This is a genomic window from Adlercreutzia sp. DFI.6.23 (genome assembly GCF_024462535.1).
In the GTDB taxonomy this organism is placed as follows: domain Bacteria; phylum Actinomycetota; class Coriobacteriia; order Coriobacteriales; family Eggerthellaceae; genus Adlercreutzia; species Adlercreutzia rubneri.
In genome coordinates this window covers 79,536-97,755 of sequence record NZ_JANGBP010000006.1, presented here as the reverse complement: position 1 = coordinate 97,755, position 18,220 = coordinate 79,536, and the positions used below count along the sequence as shown (strand labels likewise).

Here is an 18,220-nt window from a genome sequence, read left to right as displayed (position 1 = left end):
CGCACCCTGACAACCGCAGCCCAAAGATGATTTTTGTCAGGCGTCCTTCCTTGTTCTGACATTTTTGCTGGTCTGGCTGCGGGTTGCCGAGGAAGGATTTGGAGGCACGAAGCTGTGACCTGGTGCTTCTCTTGCTGCGACTTTGTTTTTCATGGTTAACACCGCAGCCCGAGAGCCTAAAATGTCGCACGTTTCAGAACCGAACGACAAAAAGATGCCTCGGGCTGCGGATCGAGGATCAAAATGCCGTTGGCCCCAAACCCAAATGACAAAATGAGGCCCCAAGGTGCGGCCGCGACGCGCGAGGCCACGGCAAGAACCGCGGCCTCGCGAAACTGGGAGCAGCTGGGCTGCTCGACGCATGGGATATGGCTAGAGCTCGCTGATGATGCGGGCGGTGCGGGCGACGCATTCGGCCTTGGCGCGCTCGACGTCGATGGTGGGCCATTCACCGGCGCGGTAGATCACCTCGCCATCGCACATTGTGAGCACCACGTCGGCACCATCGCCGGCATAGACCACGTTGTACACCGGGTCGGGCGCGGGGCACCAGGAGGGGCCCGTGGTATCCAGCACGCACAGGTCGGCACGGGCACCTGCGGCCACAATGCCGCAATCCTCGCGGCCCTGGGAAAGCGCGCCGGTGCGCGTCGCCGCCGCCAGCGCCTGCTGGGGCGTGACCGCCGTCGGATCAAGCGTCGCGCCCTTGTAGATAAGCGCCTGCAAGTACATGTCGTGGAACAGGTTGTGGTTGTTGTTCGACGCCATGCCATCGGAGCCCAGGCACACGGGAATGCCGCGGCGCAGCATCTCGGGAATGGGCGCGAAACCGCTGCCAAGCTTCATGTTGGAAGCCGGGTTGTTGGCGACGAACACCCCGTGCTGCTGCAAGATATCCAGGTCGGCGTCATCGACCCATACGCAATGGGCCGCCGTCACCGGCACGTCGAACAACCCGAGGCTTTCGAAATACTGCACCGGCGAGAGGCCGCCGTGGCGCTCGCGGCATTCGCGCACTTCCTTCTCGGTCTCGGACAGGTGGATGTGCAGGCGCAGGTCGGTGCCACGCACGATGTCCAGAATGTCGCGGCAAACCGTCTCGGTGGACAGGTACTCCGAATGGATGTTATAGTCGATGCGAATGCGTCCGTCGCCGGCCCCGTGCCAGTCGCGCACAAGGGCCTCCATCTGGGCGCAGATGGGATATTCCGCATAGGGCTTCTCCTCGAAGGCAACGAGTCCCTCGCACATGTTGGCCTTCATGCCGGCCTCGAGCACCGCACGGGCACGCTCCTCGGTCGCGTAGTACATGTCCGAAAAACTGACCACGCCGAAGCGCGCCATCTCGGCGCAGGCGAGCACCGTGCCCCAATAGCAATCCTCGGCGGTCATTTTGGCCTCGAAGGGGAAGCACTTCTCCTCGAGCCAACGCTGCAGCGGCAAGTTCTCGGCGTAACCGCGCAGAAGCGTCATGGGAGCATGGGCATGGGCGTTGTAGAGCGCGGGCATGAGCAGACGTCCCGTGCCATCGTAGGTCTCGCCGAAGGTGGCAGCCACATCGGGCGCAGGAGGCACCGAGCCGATATAGGCGATTCGGCCGTCGCGCACCCCCACCCATTGGTGGTGCTTGATAGCGAAGTCGGCGTCGAGAAGATTGATATCGGCAAAGAGCATGGAAGGCCTTTCGAAGAGAGCAGAACGGGGTTCTAGGGAAGAAGCATAACGCATTTCGCGGACGGAAACGGTTTTCGCGGCGACCTCTTCCACAAATGGACATGGTACCTTTGGCTACTTCCGAATGCCGCCGGCAGAGAGCGAACCCTTCGTCGGCAAAGCTCGCTGCTGGCTGCGTGGCCGAGAGTGCGTCCTCGGGGGGGATTCCCTCTTGAAGCATCATTCGCTGCCACAAAAAGGACCCGTGCCTGAGCGCGGGTCCTTGGGAAACGCCTGGGTTGTCGAGAGCAGCTTACTGCTGGGTACCCTCGGCGCCCTCGGCGGCCTGATCGGCAGCGGCCTGGTCGGCGGCAGCGTCAGCGCCAGCCTGGTCGGCGGCCGTCTGGTCGGCAGCGGCCTCATCGACTGCCTGGTCGGCAGCGGCAGCGTCGCCGGCCTGATCGTCGGCAGCGGCATCAGCACCAGCCTCGCCGGCAGCGGCCTCGTCGGCGGCCGCATCGGCAGCGGCGGCGTCGGCAGCGGCCTGATCCTCGGCGGACATGGTCTCGTCGGAAGGCTGCTCAGTGCCCTCGGTGGCGGCAGCGTCGCCCTCGGCATTCTGGGCAGCAGCCTCCTCGTAGGGAGCAAGGTCGATGGCGTAGGGCAGGCCCTCGGGCATCGGGTTAACGGTGATCTCGGCGTTGTTGCGATACTCCTCGAACCAGGTGGAGAAGTTCTGGGAGGCGTTGCTCTGCTCCATGTAGGTCAGATACTCCTGGAACTCGGTCGGCAGCTGGTCAACCGACGTGATACCGCCCTCGGGAACCTCGTAGACATCGGTCACCTTGATGATGTGGTAGCCGTACTCGCTCTTGACGGGAGCGGCGACGATCTGATCCTTCTCGAGGCCGGCCAGAGCGTCCTGGTACTCAGTGACGAAGGTGCTCAGCGCGTCCCAGCCCACATCGCCGCCGTTAGCAGCGGAGCCAGTGTCGGTGGAGTACTGGGAAGCGGCATCCTCGAAGGAGATCTCGCCGGCGTTGATCTGATCAAGCAGCTCCTGGGCGCGGGCGGCCAGAGCGGCGTCGTCCTCGCCTTCCTCGGCGGTCAGCAGGATGTGGCTCGAGCGCTTAGCGCCGTTGAACTGCTCGCTCATGGCCTGGGCCTGGGCCAGGGTCGCATCCTCGCCCTCGCCTTCAGTATCCTGGGCGGCCACGGCCTCGGCGAGCTTCGTCTGAAGCAGATTCGGACGAATGACGTCCTCGATGTAGGACTCCTCGGTCATGCTGGACGCCTCGAGAGCCTCCTGGAAGGCCTCATCAGACTCGAACATGGCCTTGGTCTCCTCCATGGCGGAATCGATGTCGGCCTGCTCCACGGTCACGTTGTACTCTTTGGCGGCCTGGTCGTAGAGATCCTGGTTGACGTAGTAGTCGATGACCTCTTCGCGCACGGACTCGGGGGTGTAGCCGTTGGCGACCATCCACTCGCCCCACGCCTCATCGGACTCCAGCGAGCTGGAGGTGCGGAAGTTGGCGATGTAATCGGTGACCGTCTGCTCCATGATGTCCTGGCCGTTGACCGTCGCGGCCACCGCGCCGCCGCCGGCACCGTTGCCGCCGCAGCCCACCAGCCCGGCACCGAGAGCGACGCAGAGCGAAACCGCTCCCACGCTCTTCAGAGCAGAGCTCTTGAACGAGGCAAATTTCATGTGTCCTCAACCTTTCATGACATTGCGTCAGCCCTATTGCCGGCGCAGGCTCATCGAGCGCACTCCCGCTCCCTCCGCGGGACTCCCGCCCTTCCTTCATGAGCGCTAACTGAATGTTGCAACCCTAGCGTAACGTTCTTTACCGTTTCGTAAGGTCAGAGAGCTATTATTTCGATGCGCGCGCACCGTATAAAGCGAATTACTTAGTCCACACACGGTGTCAACAATAATCGCACATACCTGTAAAGTTCCTGAAAGGATTCCTTAAAACCTGAGGTGAAGGGTCATTTTCCAGGTGCCTGTCGAAACCGCAGCATCAACAAAAAAGCCCGCCTAACGGCGGGCTTGAAAGGTTGGTGGAGCATGGTGCCACGTGGCAGAACACCGCCACCCTTGTCGTAAAGCTGCGCCCCGGGCGGTCCGTCGTTATCTTCGAAGTGCATCACGATGTGCAGATCGTCGTCCAGCAGGACCACGCGCGCCACGAATACGTCGATGAGCGTCTTGTCATCGGGCGCCGCGGCGATCTGCTCCAACCAGAACAGCACGCGGTCCCGGTCGAGCGCCACTGCCTCGATCGCCTGGGCAATCCGCAGCTCCTCGGCCAGCGTCTCCTCCTGCTCTTGAAGCTGGGCGATGCGCTCCTTGGCCCCGGGCGGTATGATGCCCTGCTCGATGGCCTTGAGGATGTTGGCGTAGGCGGCCTTGATCTCCTTGATCTCTGCGGCGATCACGTCGGACTGGGGCGTGGGGTCCTCGGTCTCGCTGTACTCGCAAACCAGGTCGGCGATCTTCTCGCGCGTGGCCTCCCTCGACAGCGCCGCCCTCACGGCATCGGCCACGTTCTCCTCGATCACGTCCTTGCGGACCTGGCGGCCGCAGCCCTTCTTGTCCTTATAGTAGTAGTACACGGTCCCGCTCTTGCCCGTGCCGCTGGTGCCGGTCATGGGCGTATCGCACTTGCCGCAGTACAGCTTGCCGGTGAGCAGGAAGTCGGCGCCCAGCGCCTTCCTGCGCGGCCTCGTCTCGTCGCCCAGCATCTTCCAGATCATGCGCTGCTCCTCCATGGTCCACAGGGCGGGCATGCCGCCCTCGGTCTCGTGCCCGGCATAAGAGTACACCCCGGCGTTCTGCTTGCGCTTGAGCATCTTGGTCAGGACGTTGTGGGTGATCGGCTTCCCGCGCTTGGTCTTGTGCCCCTCCAACGCTCTCACAATCTCCGCCACGGTCTTGCCGTTGGAGAGCATGGACCTCGCGCGCCGCAGCACCGCGGCCTCCACCTCGTTCACCACGTAGTAGCCGTTCACTATGTCCCACCCGTAGAGCGGCTGGCCGTTCGCCATGCACCGCTCCGCGTTCTTCTGGATGCCGTCCACGATGCGCTCGCCCAGCTGCGCGCTCTCCCACTCGGCCAGCACCTCCTTGATGCCCAGCTGCAGGATGCCGTCCGACCCCTTGCCTATGTCCTCGCCCGAGTAGAGTATCTCGACCCCGTACTTCCTGAGCGTGATGCGCAGCAATGCCATCTCGTCGCGGTTGCGCATGATGCGCGGCACCTTGTAGATCACCACGAAATCGAACAGGCCGGCCTTGGCGTCGGCCACCATGCGCTGGAAGTCGGCGCGCGAGGTGGTCTTGCCGGTCTTGGCCTCGTCGGAGTACATGGCCACCATGTCGAGGTCGTTGATGGCGCAGTACGCGAGGTTGTTGTCCTCTTGAATCTCGATGCTCTCGCTGCGCTGGTTGTGCGAGGAGAAGCGGGCGTAGGACGCCACGCGCCTGCCGGGTCTCGGGTTGTCGCAGGGTACTAGCTGCACGGCTACCCCTTACGCGGACGCTGCGATCTGATGATCTTCCAGCCCCGCCGCTCCAACTCGCGCGCCCTCGGATGCGCGGATGCCCCTCACTGCCCCGGCGGCCGCGTCCTTCCCGGCATCTGAGAGGCGGGCGTAGTCATCGTTCATGACGGCCTGCCGTGGGTCGGCATAACTGTCAGCCTTAAAATCTCGGCCGGCAAGTTCGTCTAGGGTACACCCCAGAACATCAGCAAACTCCCAAGCAAGTTCCAAAGTAATGGGTCTGGCCCCTTGCTCATAGTTTGTATAGGTGTCCTTACTCATGCCGATATGTTCGGCGAAAGCCTTGGCGCTCTTGAAGCCCCGGTCTTTTCTAATTCGTTGAAGCTGCGTTTTCATGCGGGACCTCCTCTCGCAGCGAGATATTACCCGCACTGAACAAAATTAGCAATCTTTTTTACAAAATCTTGTTGACACTTTGCTCGTTCTGAGTAAGATAGCTAATTAGTTAGTTCGCTCCGAACTAAAAACGAAGGAAGGAACAGCGCAATGAAGATCGACCGCAACGCATTTGACGCCCGCCGCAGCAACTGGGTGAGCGGCAGCCACGACGGGTACACCTTCGAGGCCAAGGTGTTCGCCGAGCCTAGCATGTTCGGCATCCCCACTCCACGATTCGAGGACGGCGGCAACGTCTCCAAGCTGGTCATCCGCGACGCCGAGGGGCGCGAGGTTTACGCCTACGACCGCGGGCCGTGCTACGGCGAGACGGTCCCCCACTACGCCGACGTCGCCAACGAGATCGTGGCCGCCCTAGAGGCCGAGTTCTGCGAGGAGGCGTAAGCGATGAGGAACGAGAAGCTGTACCGCCAGGCTATCGAGATCGCCTCCTATGCTGAGGAGCGGTTCTTGGAAGCGAGGGAAGCCAATCAGTCATTCAACGACAACCCCGAACTCAAGGAAAAGCACAGGCAGATGGAGGTGCAGCCGGCCGCTGCGGAAGCCTGCGCCCAACAGTCCCTCATCGCCGAGCTGTTCGGCGTGTCCGAGGAGAAGGTGCACGAGGACCTGGCCCGCGCCATCCTCGCGCGAGAGACGCCGGAGGAGGTGGGAGCGTGAGCAACAACGCCCTGGGGGCCGTGTTCCTGATCTGCGTCACCGCGCTGATCGCGCTGGGCATGGCCTGCTGCACCTTCGCGCGCTAGGCGCGTCCGTCAGGCCACCCGCGGCGACGTTAACAACGCGGGGCTCTTTGAGAAACGAAGAAGAAGGGCGGCTATCGAAAAGGATGCTTTCGGTTGCCTCCTTCCTGAAAGTCCCTCCTCTACTCGGCTATTCGCTCTGGTCTTCCCCCTGCTCAGGTTCTGGCCAGTCGAATGGAGCGTCGTAGTAGAGGCCCGCGAACTCGGCCTCCTCGGCGGCTTCGCCGTCGTAATAGGTTGAATCGCTCATAGGGCGACCTCCTAACTGCCGCCCTTCTTCTTCGGTTCTCAACCTTCCGCATTCTACACCCGCACTGAGTTGGCAGATGCAATCCCCGCCACGGCATTGCATCCCCCAGATCACTGCGAGAACACAGGAAGGAGGAAAACATGGCATGCACCAAGGAGCAAGTCGGAGAGTGCATCCGCGCGGAGCGTGCACGACGCAAGTGGAGCCGCGATGACCTTGCGGAAGAAACCGGCATCCCGGCAACCACCATCGGCTCGTACGAGAACGCTAAGAGCGGCATCACCCTCGACAACGCCTGGGCATTGGCCGATGCGTTCAAGATGCCCATCGGCTCTCTCTTCGGCCGCGACGAGAGCAAGTACGAGAAAGCAAGCTAACCGACCAAGGAAGGAGCACCCACATGGAAGAGACCACCACGCACCGCGTCAAGGAGGCGGTGGCCGGCGCCGTCGAGAAGGCGGCGGAGGACCCCGGCGGCGCGTACGCCGTTGCCGAACTCGGCAAGGCGTACGCCGCCATCCTGGACGCCGAGGCGAGGCGCGACGCCTCAAGCATCGGCTCCAAGCTGCTCGAAGAGATCAACAACCTGTAGAGGAGGAAAACCATGAAGGAACTCAACATCCGCGAGGTCATCGGCCTCATCGCCGACTCGCTCGCCGAGGGCGACCGCGCCACCGTCGCGATCGAGCGCAAGGAGGGCGGAGAGGGCTGCGGCCTGAACGTGCTCAAGTCCCCCAGCTACGTGCTGGACGCCGTTCAGGACAACGGCTACTACGCCGCCCCCGACTTCGGTGGCACCGTCATCGCTGCGGAGGAGGTGCGCTAGATGGAGAACCGCGTGAAAGTGCGCGCCTGTTTCCAGGGCTGCAACATCAAGACCGGCAAGACCGTCATGCAGTTCGAACTTGACCCAGAGCACAAGGGCGCGCTCCCCCAGCTGGCCATGATGACCGGCACCTTCGTCACCTTGGAGATCGCCAGCGACCAGCTGGTCATCCCGGTGGACATGGGCAGCGGCGAGGTCCTGGACGGCCAGGACGAGGCCTTCGCCGACGAGTTCGAGGCCGAGGGGGCCGGCGAGGAGCCGAGCGCCTTCGAGCTTCCGCCCGCCGACTTCGAGTATGAGGACGTTGAAGATGAGGCGGCATGACACCGGAGCAGCGGGGCATGTGCCACACGGTCAAGCTGCTGATGCGCCAGTTCTACGGGGACCCGGGGAACGAGGCCAGGTTCCGGGAATGGAAGGAGGAGCGCGAGGCAATCAACCCCGCCACGGACTTGCCGCCCCGCGCCCCTTCAAGATGCCCCGCAAAAGAGCGGCGCACCGCAAATCTTACCGCATCGGCGACGTGATGCTGGGCGCGATCACGGTGATCTGCGCGGCGGCGGTCCTGTGGGGCTACGCCGTAGCCTACCAGGTGGGCTACTCCGCGGCCGAGCACTACTTCGAGGAGGTGCGCCATGGCTGAGGTCTGCGGGCAGCTGTACGACGGGGTGGCCCGCACCCCGCTCATGCGCGTCGAGGAGGCGTGCGCCTGGATTGCCGAGGACTACCCGAAGAAGTGGCTGCGCCTGGTGAACCTGTGCGAGCGGGCCATGGCCGACGGCTGGCCGCGCATCCGCCGGGGCGATCTGTTCGTGCTGGCCACGCAGCAGGGCATGCCCATCACGCTGTGCAGCGAGTTCAGAATGGACAACAACCTGTGGAGCGTGCTCAGCCGCTACCTGCTCATGTTCCGCCCCGAGCTTGCCGCCGCGATCTTCCCGAAGACCACCGAGGCGCTCGACGGCGGGGCCATCGACTTCGAGGGCGTCTGGCACGACACGGTGGCGCGCAACACGTTCTTCCCGTGCAAGTGCTGGCAGGACGCCGCGAGGCTCTACAGGGAGGCGGCATGAACATCGTGGCCGTGGACCCCGGCACCTCCAACACCGGCATCGTGTACATGAACGAGCGCCGCATCATCTGCGCCAAGACCCTGCACTACAAGAGCACGGTGAAGGCCGACCAGTACGCCCTGCGAGATCGCGCCGACAACATCGCGCGGCAGCTGAGCGCGTGGGTGGCCGACAAGCCCCACGAGGTCATCGTCATGGAGGGCTTCCTGGGCTACTCGGGCAAGGGCGGCGGCTACGTCTTCCAGACCCCGTACCTGTGCGGCTACCTCCACGCGGCCCTGCGCGGCGAGAAGATCGCCATACAGACCAGCAGGCAGGTGCTCAACCCGAAGTCCCGGGGCAACACGGCCGACCTTCGCACCCTCATGGAGCGCGGCGCGAACCCCTACCCCGGGTGCGAGCACTGCACCAACGACCACCTGCGGGCGGCCGCGTGCCACGGGGCGTACTACCTCGCGCACCATCTGAGGCCGGCCCATGCGTAAGGGCAGCAGGCGGAACGACTGGACGGTATCCGAGGAGCAGTTCCTCATAGCCAACGCAGGGAAGCTGCCGAAGCGGGAGATATGCCAGATGCTCCGCCGCTCGTCCGAGTCGGTGAGGCAGAAGGCCAAGGCGCTGAGGCGGCAGGGCGTGGACGTGTGCCTGCGCCACTACAGCCCCACCCTTGAGCCGTGCCCCCACTGCGGCAGGCTCTCGGGGACCATCGACCGCAGCGGCAAGTGCGAGCCGTGCCGCAGGCGCGACCAGCTGGCGACCATCCAGATGAGGATCGCCGACCTGCTGCCGCTGCTGCCGCCCGATGAGCGCGCCACCTACGAGCGGACCGAGGCGCTCCTCGAATCGAAGAGCGATCCCCTGCCCGAGCCGCCCGACACCGGCGGCATGAGCGGCTACCGGCGGGCATACGCCGAGGAGGCGCATGCAAGAGCCGTCGAGGCGTGCGTCTCCCGAAACCTTCGCCGCGAGGTGAAGGCCGCGCAGAAGCGCAAGGAGCGCATCGAGAAAAAAACAATTCAATGACACTTTTCCAGATAGGAGCAACAAAATGAAAGACAAGACAGCCAAGATGAAGCGGTGCTCCGCAGGCGAGCACATCCCCGCCGAGCGCGCCGAGGAGCTGGCCGAGGCGGCGCTCGGCTTCGCCTCGTCCGTCGAGTTCGCCAGCGGCATATCGTTCGCCTGCGCGTTCCTCGCGTGCGAGAAGGGCGACCCCCGCTTCGGCATGACCCCCGCCGAGTTCTACGACCACGGCCCCCTCTCGGAGGAGCCTCCGGCCGAGGTCGTGGGCAAAGCCTACGAGATCATCGAGGAGCTTGAGCGCATGGGCGTGGAGGTTGTGAGCGCCTACATCGTAGAGGGCGGCCGCTAATGGGCGCCGTGATCGAGACCGTCAGCATCGAGGACGTGTACCCCCTGGTCGATGAGTTCGGCAACGACCTGGCCACGCGCGACTGCTCCACCAAGGCGAACCAGGCCTACGTGGAGGAGCTTGCCCGCTCGATGCGCGCCAAGGGCATCCCCGACGAAATGGTGACGCTCGTGCGCGATGGCGGCATCTACCGCATCAAGGCCGGCAACAGCCGCGTCATGGCCATGCGCAAGCTCGGCACCAAGGCGTTCCCCGCCATCGTGGAGGACGAGAGCACCGAGCAGGCGGTTCTTGAGACTGTTGTGCGCACCAACACCAAGAAGAAGTACGAGGCGGTCGAGGAGAGCCGCTTCATCAGGCAGCTGTCCATGTTCGGCGATGACGAGTACGTGTCCGAGGTATCGGGCATGGAGGCCGAGAATGTTGCCAAGGTGCGCCGCGCGGTCAAGGTGGTGCAGGACGCAGCCGACGATATGAGCCTGCTGCGCCTCATCGCCATCGGCGAGAACGCCGATGACCCGGAGGCCGTGGAAGCCCTCACCAACTGCGCAGAGCGCGAGTACCTGACCATCGCCAAGCGATTCGAGGAGCGCAGGAAGAAGGGCCGGAAGGCGAGCGCCCTGGCCAGCGAGCTTGAGGCCATGGGCATTCCCATCGCGGAGAGCGCCGACGGGTACGACCTGGTGGCCAACGTCAACAAGGCGGCCATGGTGCCGGGAAACCTGCCTGACGGCTGCGTGGCCATGCGCCACCACATCCCCGGCTTCTTCATGATCTTGAAGCCCGCCGCCTCCGAGGGGCAGACCGCCGAGCCTGGGCAGGCAGAGCAGCGCGAGGAGCGCGACGGCGCCCGCGCCGAGGCCGAGGCCATGGCCGTCCTCTACGCCGAGGGCACCGCGAACCGCCGCGCCTGGCTCTCCGAGCAACTACAAGCCCAGAGCCTGCTGCCCGCGCTATCGCGCCTCGTGGAGAAGAGCGAGAGCCGCCACGCCCCGCTCGTCAAGGCGTTCCTCGAAGCCACGGGGGCCAGCCGCCTGAACGTCGGCCAAAGCGAGATCGTGCTGCTCTTCGAGAGCATGAACGACGCATCCGGGCGCGGCATCCTCGACGCCGCGGGGCGCCCGCGCACCAAGGCCTGCAGCAACTACACCGACCTGCTCGACGCCATGGAGGCCGACGGATACGAGCCGAGCGAGGACGAGCAGGGCATCTACCAGAAAGCCAAGGACCACCTGGAGGCAGTCAATGAGTAACGAAGTCATCGAAGCCACCGCCGAGGTCATCGAGCCGAGCAACGCGCTTGAGGTCACCTACACCCCCGCCGTGCTCGCCGACAACCTCGAAGCCCTCAACGCCTTCGTTGAGCAGCAGATCGCGCCCTACGTCGGCGCGAAGATCGACCCGAACGACTACGAGCAGGTCAAGATGGCGCGCAAGTGCATGGCCGACCTCAACAAGCTGAAAGACCCGATCGACAAGGAGCGCAAGCGCGTCAAGCGCGAGTACGAGGCCCCGCTCAAGGAGTTCGAGGGCAGGGTCAAGGCCATCACGGCCAAGATCGACGGCGCCCGCGCCGCCCTCAAGGCCCAGGTCGATGAGGCCGACGAGCGATTCAGGGAAATGCGCCGCGCCCTTCTCATCGAGGAGTATGAGGGATGCGCCGGCCCGATCGCCGACGTCATCCCCTTCGCGGCCATCCTTGAGGATGCGTGGCTCAACCGCTCAACGCCCGAGACCAAGGCCGTCAACGAGCTGTACGAGAAGGTAGAGAAGGCGCTCAAGGGCTACAAGACGCTGCAGACCAAGGAACTCGCCCACAAGGACGAGGTGGTCAAGCACTACGCCGGCACCCTCGACCTCATCGCCGCGCTTGAGCTTGAGGACAGGCTGAACGAGCGCGACCGCGAAATGGCCGAGTTCAAGGCGGCCCAGGAAGCTGCCCGCCTCGTCGCCGAGGAGCGCAAGGCCCCCGAGCCTGAGCCCGAACCCGAGCCGCAGGCGGCCCCGGCCGTCCCCGAGCGTTTCAGCTGGGCGCTGTCCATGGAGTTCGAGGGCACCAAGGAGTTCGCCACCTCCGTGGCCCATGCCCTCAAGGGCCTGGGGCTGACCGGCGCCTCCATCGTCTGCACCGGGGTGATCGGCCATGACTAGCGAACTCGCCACCCGCGAAGCCGAGACACTTGCCACCTCGTGCGGCTATGACATGATTCCCGTGGAGCAGATTAAGCGCCAGACCGATCAGGTGAAGGCTCTCATGGCCTCGTGCATGAGCGACGGGATGCACTACGGCAAGATTCCCGGATGCGGCGACAAACCCACGCTGCTCCAACCCGGTGCCCAGAAGCTGACCATGATGTTCGGGCTTGCCGACACCTACGAGATCAGCCGCGAAGACCTGCCGAACGGCCACCGCGAGTACACCGTGAAGTGCCTCCTTGTGTCCAAGAGCACGGGTCTGGTGCAAGGCTCAGGGGTCGGCCTATGCTCCACCATGGAGAAGAAGTACCGCTATCGCAACGTGTCGGACTTCGAGATCACAGATCAGCCCATCCCGCAAGATGCACGCGAGCGCAAACAGGAGTACCGCAAGCAGGGCTACGGGATGAAGAAGGTGGACGGCCAGTGGTGCTGGGTCAAGTACATGGACTCAACCCAGCAGGAGAACCCGGACATTGCAGACACCTACAACACGGTGCTCAAGATGGCCTGCAAGCGCGCCCTCGTGGCCGCCGTTCTCAACACTCTGGCGGTTTCGGACCTCTTCACTCAAGATGTTGAAGACCTCGGCAGCTATGCCATCGACTTCAACCGACCACCGCAGCCGCCACATCAGCCAGCCGAACCGCAGCCGCAGGTCGACCCGCGAAAGCCGCTGTGGGCGGAGGTGGCAGAGCTGAAAGCCCGCGCCCTCGCGCTGGGCACCAACGAGGAGGGCATCTCCTCGTGGCTCGCCGCCAACATCACGAACCCGGACGGAAGCCCCAAGCAGACCAGGTTCTACACGGCCGAGGAGATCGTCAAGCTGCGCGACTTCCTCGCCATGAACATCGCCAACCACGAGCAGCTGGCCAGCGCGGAGCCGGAATACGAAGAGGCCGAGTACGTGGAACCCGTGCTCGCCGACAACGACATCGCGTTCTAAGGGGGCCGGCGCATGGGAATGGTCATACACGATGACTTCTGGGCGGCCACTCAGGCCATGCCCGAGAAGCAGCGCGCCCCGTTCCTCTACGCACTTGCCGAGTACCGCTTCGAGAAGAAGGAGCCGAAGGGCAGCCCACCGTGGCTGCCCACCTTCATCGCTCTCAAGCAGCGCATCGACATGGGCGACGAGGCGAGCGAGCGCGGGCGCAAGATGGCGCAAGCCAGGTGGGGCAAGCAGAAAGCGCAGGCATCCGACCAGCAGGCTGCGCAGGCACAAGCCCAGCAAGATGCTCAAGCATATGCACAGGCAGATGCCTACGCATATGCACAGGCATCGAATTACCCGGATGCTGAGGTTGAGGATGAGTTAGGAGTAGGAGAACCCCCCTATATTCCCCCCATGCCGGGCAACGAGGAAGGCGCACCCTACTGGCTGCAATGCCTCGCCGCCTTCAACGACCTGATGGGCACCGCCTACACCACGATGCCCTCGAAGTGCCGGCACATGCTCGACCGGTCCGCCGCGGCCTTCACGGTCGGGCAGGTGCGCTCCATGGTCGAGTTCAAGCGCGAGGAGTGGGCGGGCACCAAGTACCGCAAGGGGCTGACCCCGAACACGCTGTTCAGCCCCGACCACTTCGAGCAGTACATGCACCAGGCGATAGCCGAGGAGAAGGAGGCGGGCGACTATGCGGCCTACGACCAGATCTAAGCGAACACCTCCCGAGCCCATCGCCTGCGAGCACTGCGGGGCGATGCGCCGGCCCCGCATCGTGCTGCGGGATGACGGCACGCCGTACGAGATCGCCGGCATCCCCGCGTTCTTCGGCTGGGAGGAGTGCCCCTGCCCGCGGGCCGAGGAGGAGCGGAGGGCGAGGGCCGAGGCCGAGGCGCGGGAGAGGGCCGAGGCGCGGGAGAGCGCCATGAGGCAGGCCGTGGAGGCGTCTGGCATACCGCCGCGCTACCGCGGGGCCGCCCACCCCTGGGCGCAGAAGATGGCCGACGATGCCGCGAACGGCCAGGGGTTCTACATCACGGGGCCAAACGGCACCGGCAAGACCACGCTGGCCATGGCGGCGGGGCTTCGGCTCATCGAGGCGGGGCGCAAGGTGTTCGCCGTGGCCACATACGACCTCATGGACGCCATGCGCTCGCGCAAGGCGGAGGAGCGCGAGGTGTTCGACCGGGCGGCATCCTGCCACGTGCTCATCCTGGACGATCTGGGCAAGGAGGCGAGCAACACGGCCTACGCCTGCGAGCGCCTGTTCGCCATCATCGACAAGCGGGACAAGGCCATGCTGCCCACGATCATCACGTCCAACTACCGGCTCAGCGAGATCGCGAAGAACATAACCGAGGGGGCGGTGGGCGTGGCCATAGCCTCGCGCCTGGCCGCCTCGTGCAAGCAAGTCGCCCTTGAGGGCGAGGATAGGAGGCTCACCAGTGGCCAAGATTGACGTTATCGAGTGCAGGGACATGCTGCCCGCGCTCTCGGACATTCCCGACGGCATGGTGGGCATGCTGCTCACCGACCCGCCCTATTCGAGCGGCGGCATGTTCCGGGGCGACCGGTCGGGCGCAACGTCCGAGAAGTACCAGACCAACGACGCGGCCAAGAAGCCGGAGTTCTACGGCGACAGCCGGGACGAGCGCAGCTTCGTGCTGTGGTCCGTGCTGTGGCTCTCTGAGTGCTACCGCGCCATGGAGGACGGCGCCAGCGCCGTCGTGTTCTCCGACTGGAGGCAGCTTGCGAACGTGTGCGACGCGGTGCAGGCGGCGGGCTTCGTGTTTCGCGGCATCATACCGTGGCGCAAGACCGCGGCGCGCCCCCAGCCCAACAGCTTCCGCAACGAGTGCGAGTACGCCGTATGGGCGACCAAGGGCGCAATCGACCGCACTCCCGTTGCCGGGGCCAAGTACCTGCCGGGAGCCTACAAGTTCGCCGCGCCCTCGGGCGACGCGCGCATCCACTCCACCCAGAAGCCCCTGGAACTCGTCAAGGCGCTCATGGAGATCGCGCCCGACGGGTGCATAGTGCTGGACCCGTTCATGGGTTCGGGCACCACCGCCGTGGCCGCCGTCGAGACGGGGCGCCACTTCATCGGGTACGAGCTATCGCCCGAGTACTGCGCCCTGGCCAACGAGCGCGTTTCGCGCGCGAAATCTGCGGGGGGGGGGTGGCTTGAATGGCTAAGGTCGATACTCTGCCGCATCACCTGCGCCCTCTGATGGGCAAGCCGTCCGTCACCATGGGCCGCTGCGCGGTCTGCGGGCGCGCCCGCCCGTTGGAGCAGCACCACATCGTGCGCCGGGGCGCCGGCAAGCTGTTCGACGGCACCGGCCGCGAGATCGAGAAGCCCACCGTCACGCTCTGCGGATTCGGGAACAACCTGAAAGACGCCGACGGCCGCGAGTTCTGCCACGGCCTGGCCCACGCCAACCGCCTGCACTTCCGCTGGGTGGAGGCCGACCCCATCGCCTGCGGGGGGCACTGGGAGGTCATCGTCCTGGACGAGCCGACCCCCTACCTCAAGGCGCTCGGCCTCGAAGGGTGGCGGCGGCTATGAGCATGGCCGACTACGAGCCGGCATCCGGGTGGAACCTCCCTCCCGGTTGCTTCGAGGGCGACACGCGGGCGCCGTGGAACCAGCCAGACCCATGGGAGGGGCGCGAATGCGCGGAGTGCCGCTTCTTCTGCGTGCTGCCGGACGAGCCGAGGAGGACCGTGTGCCTGTTCCTTGCCATGGAGGAAGGCGAGGCGGCGGTCTGCGAGGTCGGAGACGGAGATGCGGCGTGCGAATCGTTCGAGGAGTGAGAGCAGTGAACTACATCAGCCTTTTCAGCGGCATAGAGGCAGCATCCGTGGCCTGGGGTCCGCTCGGCTGGACCCCCGTGGCCTTCGCCGAGATCGAGCCGTTCTGCTGCGATCTGCTTGCTAAGCGATTCCCCGAAGTGCCGAACCTCGGCGACGTCTCGGGGGTCGATTGGACCGAATACGAAGGGAGTGTCGATGTTGTCATCGGAGGAAGCCCCTGCCAAGCGTTCAGCCTCGCAGGGCGAAGACTTGGCCTCATGGACGAGAGGGGCCAGCTCATGCTTGAGTTCGTCCGCTGTGTTAGAGAAGCTAAGCCCCGCTGGGTCATCTGGGAGAACGTGCCCGGAGTTCTGTCGCAGGACAGGGGGAGAGCCTTTGGCACCCTCCTCGGGGAGCTGGAAGACTGCGGGTATGCTCTCGCGTGGCGAGTGCTGGACGCTCAGTTCTTCGGAGTACCCCAGAGGCGGAGGCGTGTGTTTCTTATCGGACATCCTGTGCCGGGATGCGCCGCGGGAGTACTTTTTGAGCCCGACTGCATGCGAGGGGATAATCCGCCGAGCCGAGAGAAGAGGGCGCAGCTTGCCGCCGACGCTCAGAGGCGCGCTGGATGCGGTCATAGGGTCCTCCCCTTCGACACCACGCAGATGACAAGCCCGCAGAACGGCAGCAACCCCCAGTGGGGCGACCCCTGCCACCCGCTCTGCGCGCAGGGCCACACGCCGACCGTGTGCATAGGCTTCGGCGCAGGGCAGTCCGCAACGGCCGGGAGCATCGCCGCGCAGCCCGAGATCGCCCCCACGCTTAAGGCCGGCGAATCGGGCACCAACCAGGTTCCGAGCGTCTGCTACGCGATAGCGGGCAACATCATCGGGCGGAACCCCGAGAACGGCGGCCATCACCTGGGCGTTGAGGATGACGGGGCTATGTTCACCCTCACGACCGCAGACCGCCACGCCGTTGCCTTCTCATGGAGCCAAGATGCGGACTTTTCCGCCGTGGACGAGTGCACCCCTACGCTTCGAGCAGCCCATAGCGGCGAGCCTGCGGTGTGCATGGCAGATGACACCGCGAGGGCGGCCGTGGACGAAGACCTCGCCGGGACGCTCAAATGCGGCGGGATGCCGCCCACCGTCGCCATCGACTACATCGTGCGCCGCCTCATGCCGGTGGAGTGCGAGCGCCTGCAAGGCTTCCCCGACGGATGGACCGACCTGGGGGGCACCCCGGACGCACCGCGATACAAGGCCTGCGGCAACTCCATGGCCGTGCCGGTAATCAGACACATAGGCCGCCGCATCGAAGCGGTGGACTCGATCTTCTAGGAGGAAAGACATGCAAGAGACGATTCTGCCCGTGGGCATCCAAAGCGATATAGACGAGGCCTTCTGCTACCGGGAGGACAAAAGCTACCAAGACCGCGCCCACGAGTACCTGGAACGCTACGAGGTGAGCCGGGGCTACCGCGACACCGCGGTGCAGGCGGTTGTGACCGATCTGGCCCGCCGAGCTTTCCAGGCCGGAGCAGAGGGCCGTACGGAGACCGAGGCCGTTGATGACCTGGGCGAGATTCAGGCCGAACTGCTCGAAACCGCCGCAAAGTGCACGCGCGCGGCAATGGCCATCGGGGGGGGGTTCCTCAATGAATAGCCTCTACATCATCGGACCCGTCGCGGGAAAGCCCAACGACAACAAGGAGGCCTTCGTCTCTGCGCGCCGCGCACTCAAGGCCGACGGCTTCGCCTGCGCCATCCCCCACGACTACATAGACGGGGGCACAGACTGGAACACGGCCATGCGCATCAGCATCACCGCTATGCTCTCCATGGAGTACGGCCACAAGAGCAAGCCCTCCTTCGACGGCATCGCACTGCTCGACGGATGGGAGGAGAGCGAGGGCGCCAAGATCGAGAAGCAGCTGGCCGAAGCCCTCGGCATCCCCTGCCGCCCGTGGCGCGACTACCTCAGCCCCGCGAAGGGCGCGGCGGCGCTCGCAGCGGAAAGCGCCCTGCAGCCGATCTTCGCGCCGGCCTGCTAGAGGAGTGAGAGCCATGCCCATGGAGAGACACCGCTACCCGGACAACTGGGACGAGATAGCCACCCAGGTCAAGGAGGAGGCTGGCTGGAAATGCGAGGAGTGCGGGAAGCAATGCCGCAGGCTGGGAGAGCCGTTCGACACGCACCGCCGCACCCTCACCGTCGCCCACCTCAACCACACCCCGGAGGACTGCCGACGCGAGAACCTGCGGGCGCTGTGCGCGCCGTGCCACCTGCGCTACGACGCACCGCACCACGCCGAGACGCGCAGGCGCAGAGCCGAGGAGCGGAAGCGACACAAGGCAGAACATGAACGCGCAGCAGCGGGGGCTTCCTGACTCCTT

At 64.9% G+C, this 18,220-nt stretch carries 27 protein-coding genes; 23 read left to right on the top strand and 4 right to left on the bottom strand.

Annotated features, from left to right (window positions below):
• Positions 1 to 372: 372 nt before the first annotated feature.
• The 4 genes from NE591_RS07545 to NE591_RS07530 form a co-directional block, all read right to left on the bottom strand.
• On the bottom strand, positions 373 to 1,674 hold the full coding sequence (locus NE591_RS07545; RefSeq protein ID WP_114538746.1) for an amidohydrolase: 1,302 nt from the start codon (positions 1,672 to 1,674) through the stop codon (positions 373 to 375).
• A 292-nt stretch (positions 1,675 to 1,966) separates the two neighbouring features.
• Entirely contained in the window at positions 1,967 to 3,364 is a 1,398-nt protein-coding gene (locus tag NE591_RS07540) for a peptidylprolyl isomerase (protein WP_173111621.1), read from the bottom strand.
• A gap of 284 nt (positions 3,365 to 3,648) precedes the next feature.
• Positions 3,649 to 5,181, bottom strand: coding sequence for a recombinase family protein (locus tag NE591_RS16255; RefSeq protein ID WP_256156539.1), 1,533 nt, complete (start codon positions 5,179 to 5,181; stop codon positions 3,649 to 3,651).
• Positions 5,182 to 5,190: 9 nt separating this feature from the next.
• The gene (locus NE591_RS07530) at positions 5,191 to 5,559 is read right to left on the bottom strand and encodes a helix-turn-helix domain-containing protein (RefSeq protein WP_160345598.1); all 369 of its coding nucleotides are present in this window, start codon (positions 5,557 to 5,559) and stop codon (positions 5,191 to 5,193) included.
• A gap of 150 nt (positions 5,560 to 5,709) precedes the next feature.
• On the opposite strand from NE591_RS07530, the gene NE591_RS07525 reads away from it, so the two are divergent.
• The 23 genes from NE591_RS07525 to NE591_RS07415 all read left to right on the top strand — a co-directional run bounded on the left by NE591_RS07525 (position 5,710) and on the right by NE591_RS07415 (position 18,214).
• Positions 5,710 to 6,003 carry a hypothetical protein gene (locus tag NE591_RS07525; protein ID WP_016309545.1) on the top strand — a complete coding sequence of 98 codons (294 nt, stop codon included), beginning with the start codon at positions 5,710 to 5,712 and terminating at the stop codon, positions 6,001 to 6,003.
• Between the two features lie 3 nt (positions 6,004 to 6,006).
• Complete coding sequence (locus tag NE591_RS07520) at positions 6,007 to 6,279, top strand: hypothetical protein (RefSeq protein ID WP_227069765.1); 273 nt, start codon at positions 6,007 to 6,009, stop codon at positions 6,277 to 6,279.
• A gap of 473 nt (positions 6,280 to 6,752) precedes the next feature.
• Complete coding sequence (locus NE591_RS07515; RefSeq protein ID WP_016309547.1) at positions 6,753 to 6,989, top strand: helix-turn-helix domain-containing protein; 237 nt, start codon at positions 6,753 to 6,755, stop codon at positions 6,987 to 6,989.
• 23 nt (positions 6,990 to 7,012) lie between these two features.
• Positions 7,013 to 7,204: a hypothetical protein gene (locus tag NE591_RS07510; RefSeq protein WP_160345594.1), complete on the top strand. Its 192-nt coding sequence runs from the start codon at positions 7,013 to 7,015 to the stop codon at positions 7,202 to 7,204.
• 12 nt (positions 7,205 to 7,216) lie between these two features.
• Entirely contained in the window at positions 7,217 to 7,438 is a 222-nt protein-coding gene (locus tag NE591_RS07505) for a hypothetical protein (RefSeq protein WP_160345592.1), read from the top strand.
• Positions 7,439 to 7,762: a hypothetical protein gene (locus NE591_RS07500; protein ID WP_160345590.1), complete on the top strand. Its 324-nt coding sequence runs from the start codon at positions 7,439 to 7,441 to the stop codon at positions 7,760 to 7,762.
• An 88-nt stretch (positions 7,763 to 7,850) separates the two neighbouring features.
• Positions 7,851 to 8,081, top strand: coding sequence for a hypothetical protein (locus NE591_RS07495; protein ID WP_161128304.1), 231 nt, complete (start codon positions 7,851 to 7,853; stop codon positions 8,079 to 8,081).
• Positions 8,074 to 8,511 carry a hypothetical protein gene (locus NE591_RS07490; protein ID WP_161128303.1) on the top strand — a complete coding sequence of 146 codons (438 nt, stop codon included), beginning with the start codon at positions 8,074 to 8,076 and terminating at the stop codon, positions 8,509 to 8,511. Before NE591_RS07495 ends, NE591_RS07490 begins: the two co-directional genes overlap by 8 nt.
• Complete coding sequence (locus NE591_RS07485) at positions 8,508 to 8,996, top strand: hypothetical protein (protein ID WP_161128302.1); 489 nt, start codon at positions 8,508 to 8,510, stop codon at positions 8,994 to 8,996. The genes NE591_RS07490 and NE591_RS07485 overlap by 4 nt, the downstream gene beginning before the upstream one ends.
• Positions 8,989 to 9,534, top strand: coding sequence for a hypothetical protein (locus tag NE591_RS07480; RefSeq protein ID WP_161128301.1), 546 nt, complete (start codon positions 8,989 to 8,991; stop codon positions 9,532 to 9,534). Before NE591_RS07485 ends, NE591_RS07480 begins: the two co-directional genes overlap by 8 nt.
• 25 nt (positions 9,535 to 9,559) lie before the next feature.
• Positions 9,560 to 9,883 (top strand): hypothetical protein, encoded by a 324-nt coding sequence (locus tag NE591_RS07475; RefSeq protein ID WP_227069766.1) that lies wholly within the window; start codon positions 9,560 to 9,562, stop codon positions 9,881 to 9,883.
• Positions 9,883 to 11,136 carry a ParB/RepB/Spo0J family partition protein gene (locus NE591_RS07470; protein ID WP_256156538.1) on the top strand — a complete coding sequence of 418 codons (1,254 nt, stop codon included), beginning with the start codon at positions 9,883 to 9,885 and terminating at the stop codon, positions 11,134 to 11,136. The genes NE591_RS07475 and NE591_RS07470 overlap by 1 nt, the downstream gene beginning before the upstream one ends.
• The gene (locus NE591_RS07465) at positions 11,129 to 12,034 is read left to right on the top strand and encodes a DUF1351 domain-containing protein (protein WP_227069768.1); all 906 of its coding nucleotides are present in this window, start codon (positions 11,129 to 11,131) and stop codon (positions 12,032 to 12,034) included. Before NE591_RS07470 ends, NE591_RS07465 begins: the two co-directional genes overlap by 8 nt.
• The gene (locus NE591_RS07460; protein WP_227069769.1) at positions 12,027 to 13,025 is read left to right on the top strand and encodes a hypothetical protein; all 999 of its coding nucleotides are present in this window, start codon (positions 12,027 to 12,029) and stop codon (positions 13,023 to 13,025) included. Before NE591_RS07465 ends, NE591_RS07460 begins: the two co-directional genes overlap by 8 nt.
• A 12-nt stretch (positions 13,026 to 13,037) precedes the next feature.
• A complete protein-coding gene (locus NE591_RS07455; protein ID WP_227069770.1) occupies positions 13,038 to 13,739 on the top strand; it encodes a conserved phage C-terminal domain-containing protein in 702 nt (233 codons plus the stop codon).
• Positions 13,717 to 14,484, top strand: coding sequence for an ATP-binding protein (locus NE591_RS07450; protein ID WP_227069771.1), 768 nt, complete (start codon positions 13,717 to 13,719; stop codon positions 14,482 to 14,484). Before NE591_RS07455 ends, NE591_RS07450 begins: the two co-directional genes overlap by 23 nt.
• Positions 14,471 to 15,256 (top strand): site-specific DNA-methyltransferase, encoded by a 786-nt coding sequence (locus NE591_RS07445; RefSeq protein ID WP_256156537.1) that lies wholly within the window; start codon positions 14,471 to 14,473, stop codon positions 15,254 to 15,256. Before NE591_RS07450 ends, NE591_RS07445 begins: the two co-directional genes overlap by 14 nt.
• Positions 15,214 to 15,594 (top strand): hypothetical protein, encoded by a 381-nt coding sequence (locus tag NE591_RS07440; RefSeq protein ID WP_227069773.1) that lies wholly within the window; start codon positions 15,214 to 15,216, stop codon positions 15,592 to 15,594. Before NE591_RS07445 ends, NE591_RS07440 begins: the two co-directional genes overlap by 43 nt.
• The gene (locus NE591_RS07435; RefSeq protein WP_227069775.1) at positions 15,591 to 15,842 is read left to right on the top strand and encodes a hypothetical protein; all 252 of its coding nucleotides are present in this window, start codon (positions 15,591 to 15,593) and stop codon (positions 15,840 to 15,842) included. Before NE591_RS07440 ends, NE591_RS07435 begins: the two co-directional genes overlap by 4 nt.
• Positions 15,843 to 15,847: 5 nt before the next feature.
• On the top strand, positions 15,848 to 17,164 hold the full coding sequence (gene dcm / locus NE591_RS07430) for a DNA cytosine methyltransferase (RefSeq protein WP_227069946.1): 1,317 nt from the start codon (positions 15,848 to 15,850) through the stop codon (positions 17,162 to 17,164).
• Positions 17,165 to 17,174: 10 nt separating this feature from the next.
• The gene (locus tag NE591_RS07425; protein WP_227069777.1) at positions 17,175 to 17,489 is read left to right on the top strand and encodes a hypothetical protein; all 315 of its coding nucleotides are present in this window, start codon (positions 17,175 to 17,177) and stop codon (positions 17,487 to 17,489) included.
• Positions 17,482 to 17,877, top strand: coding sequence for a DUF4406 domain-containing protein (locus NE591_RS07420; RefSeq protein WP_227069780.1), 396 nt, complete (start codon positions 17,482 to 17,484; stop codon positions 17,875 to 17,877). The genes NE591_RS07425 and NE591_RS07420 overlap by 8 nt, the downstream gene beginning before the upstream one ends.
• 13 nt (positions 17,878 to 17,890) lie before the next feature.
• Positions 17,891 to 18,214, top strand: a complete 324-nt coding sequence (locus NE591_RS07415) for a hypothetical protein (protein ID WP_227069782.1) — start codon at positions 17,891 to 17,893, stop codon at positions 18,212 to 18,214.
• Positions 18,215 to 18,220: the final 6 nt, after the last annotated feature.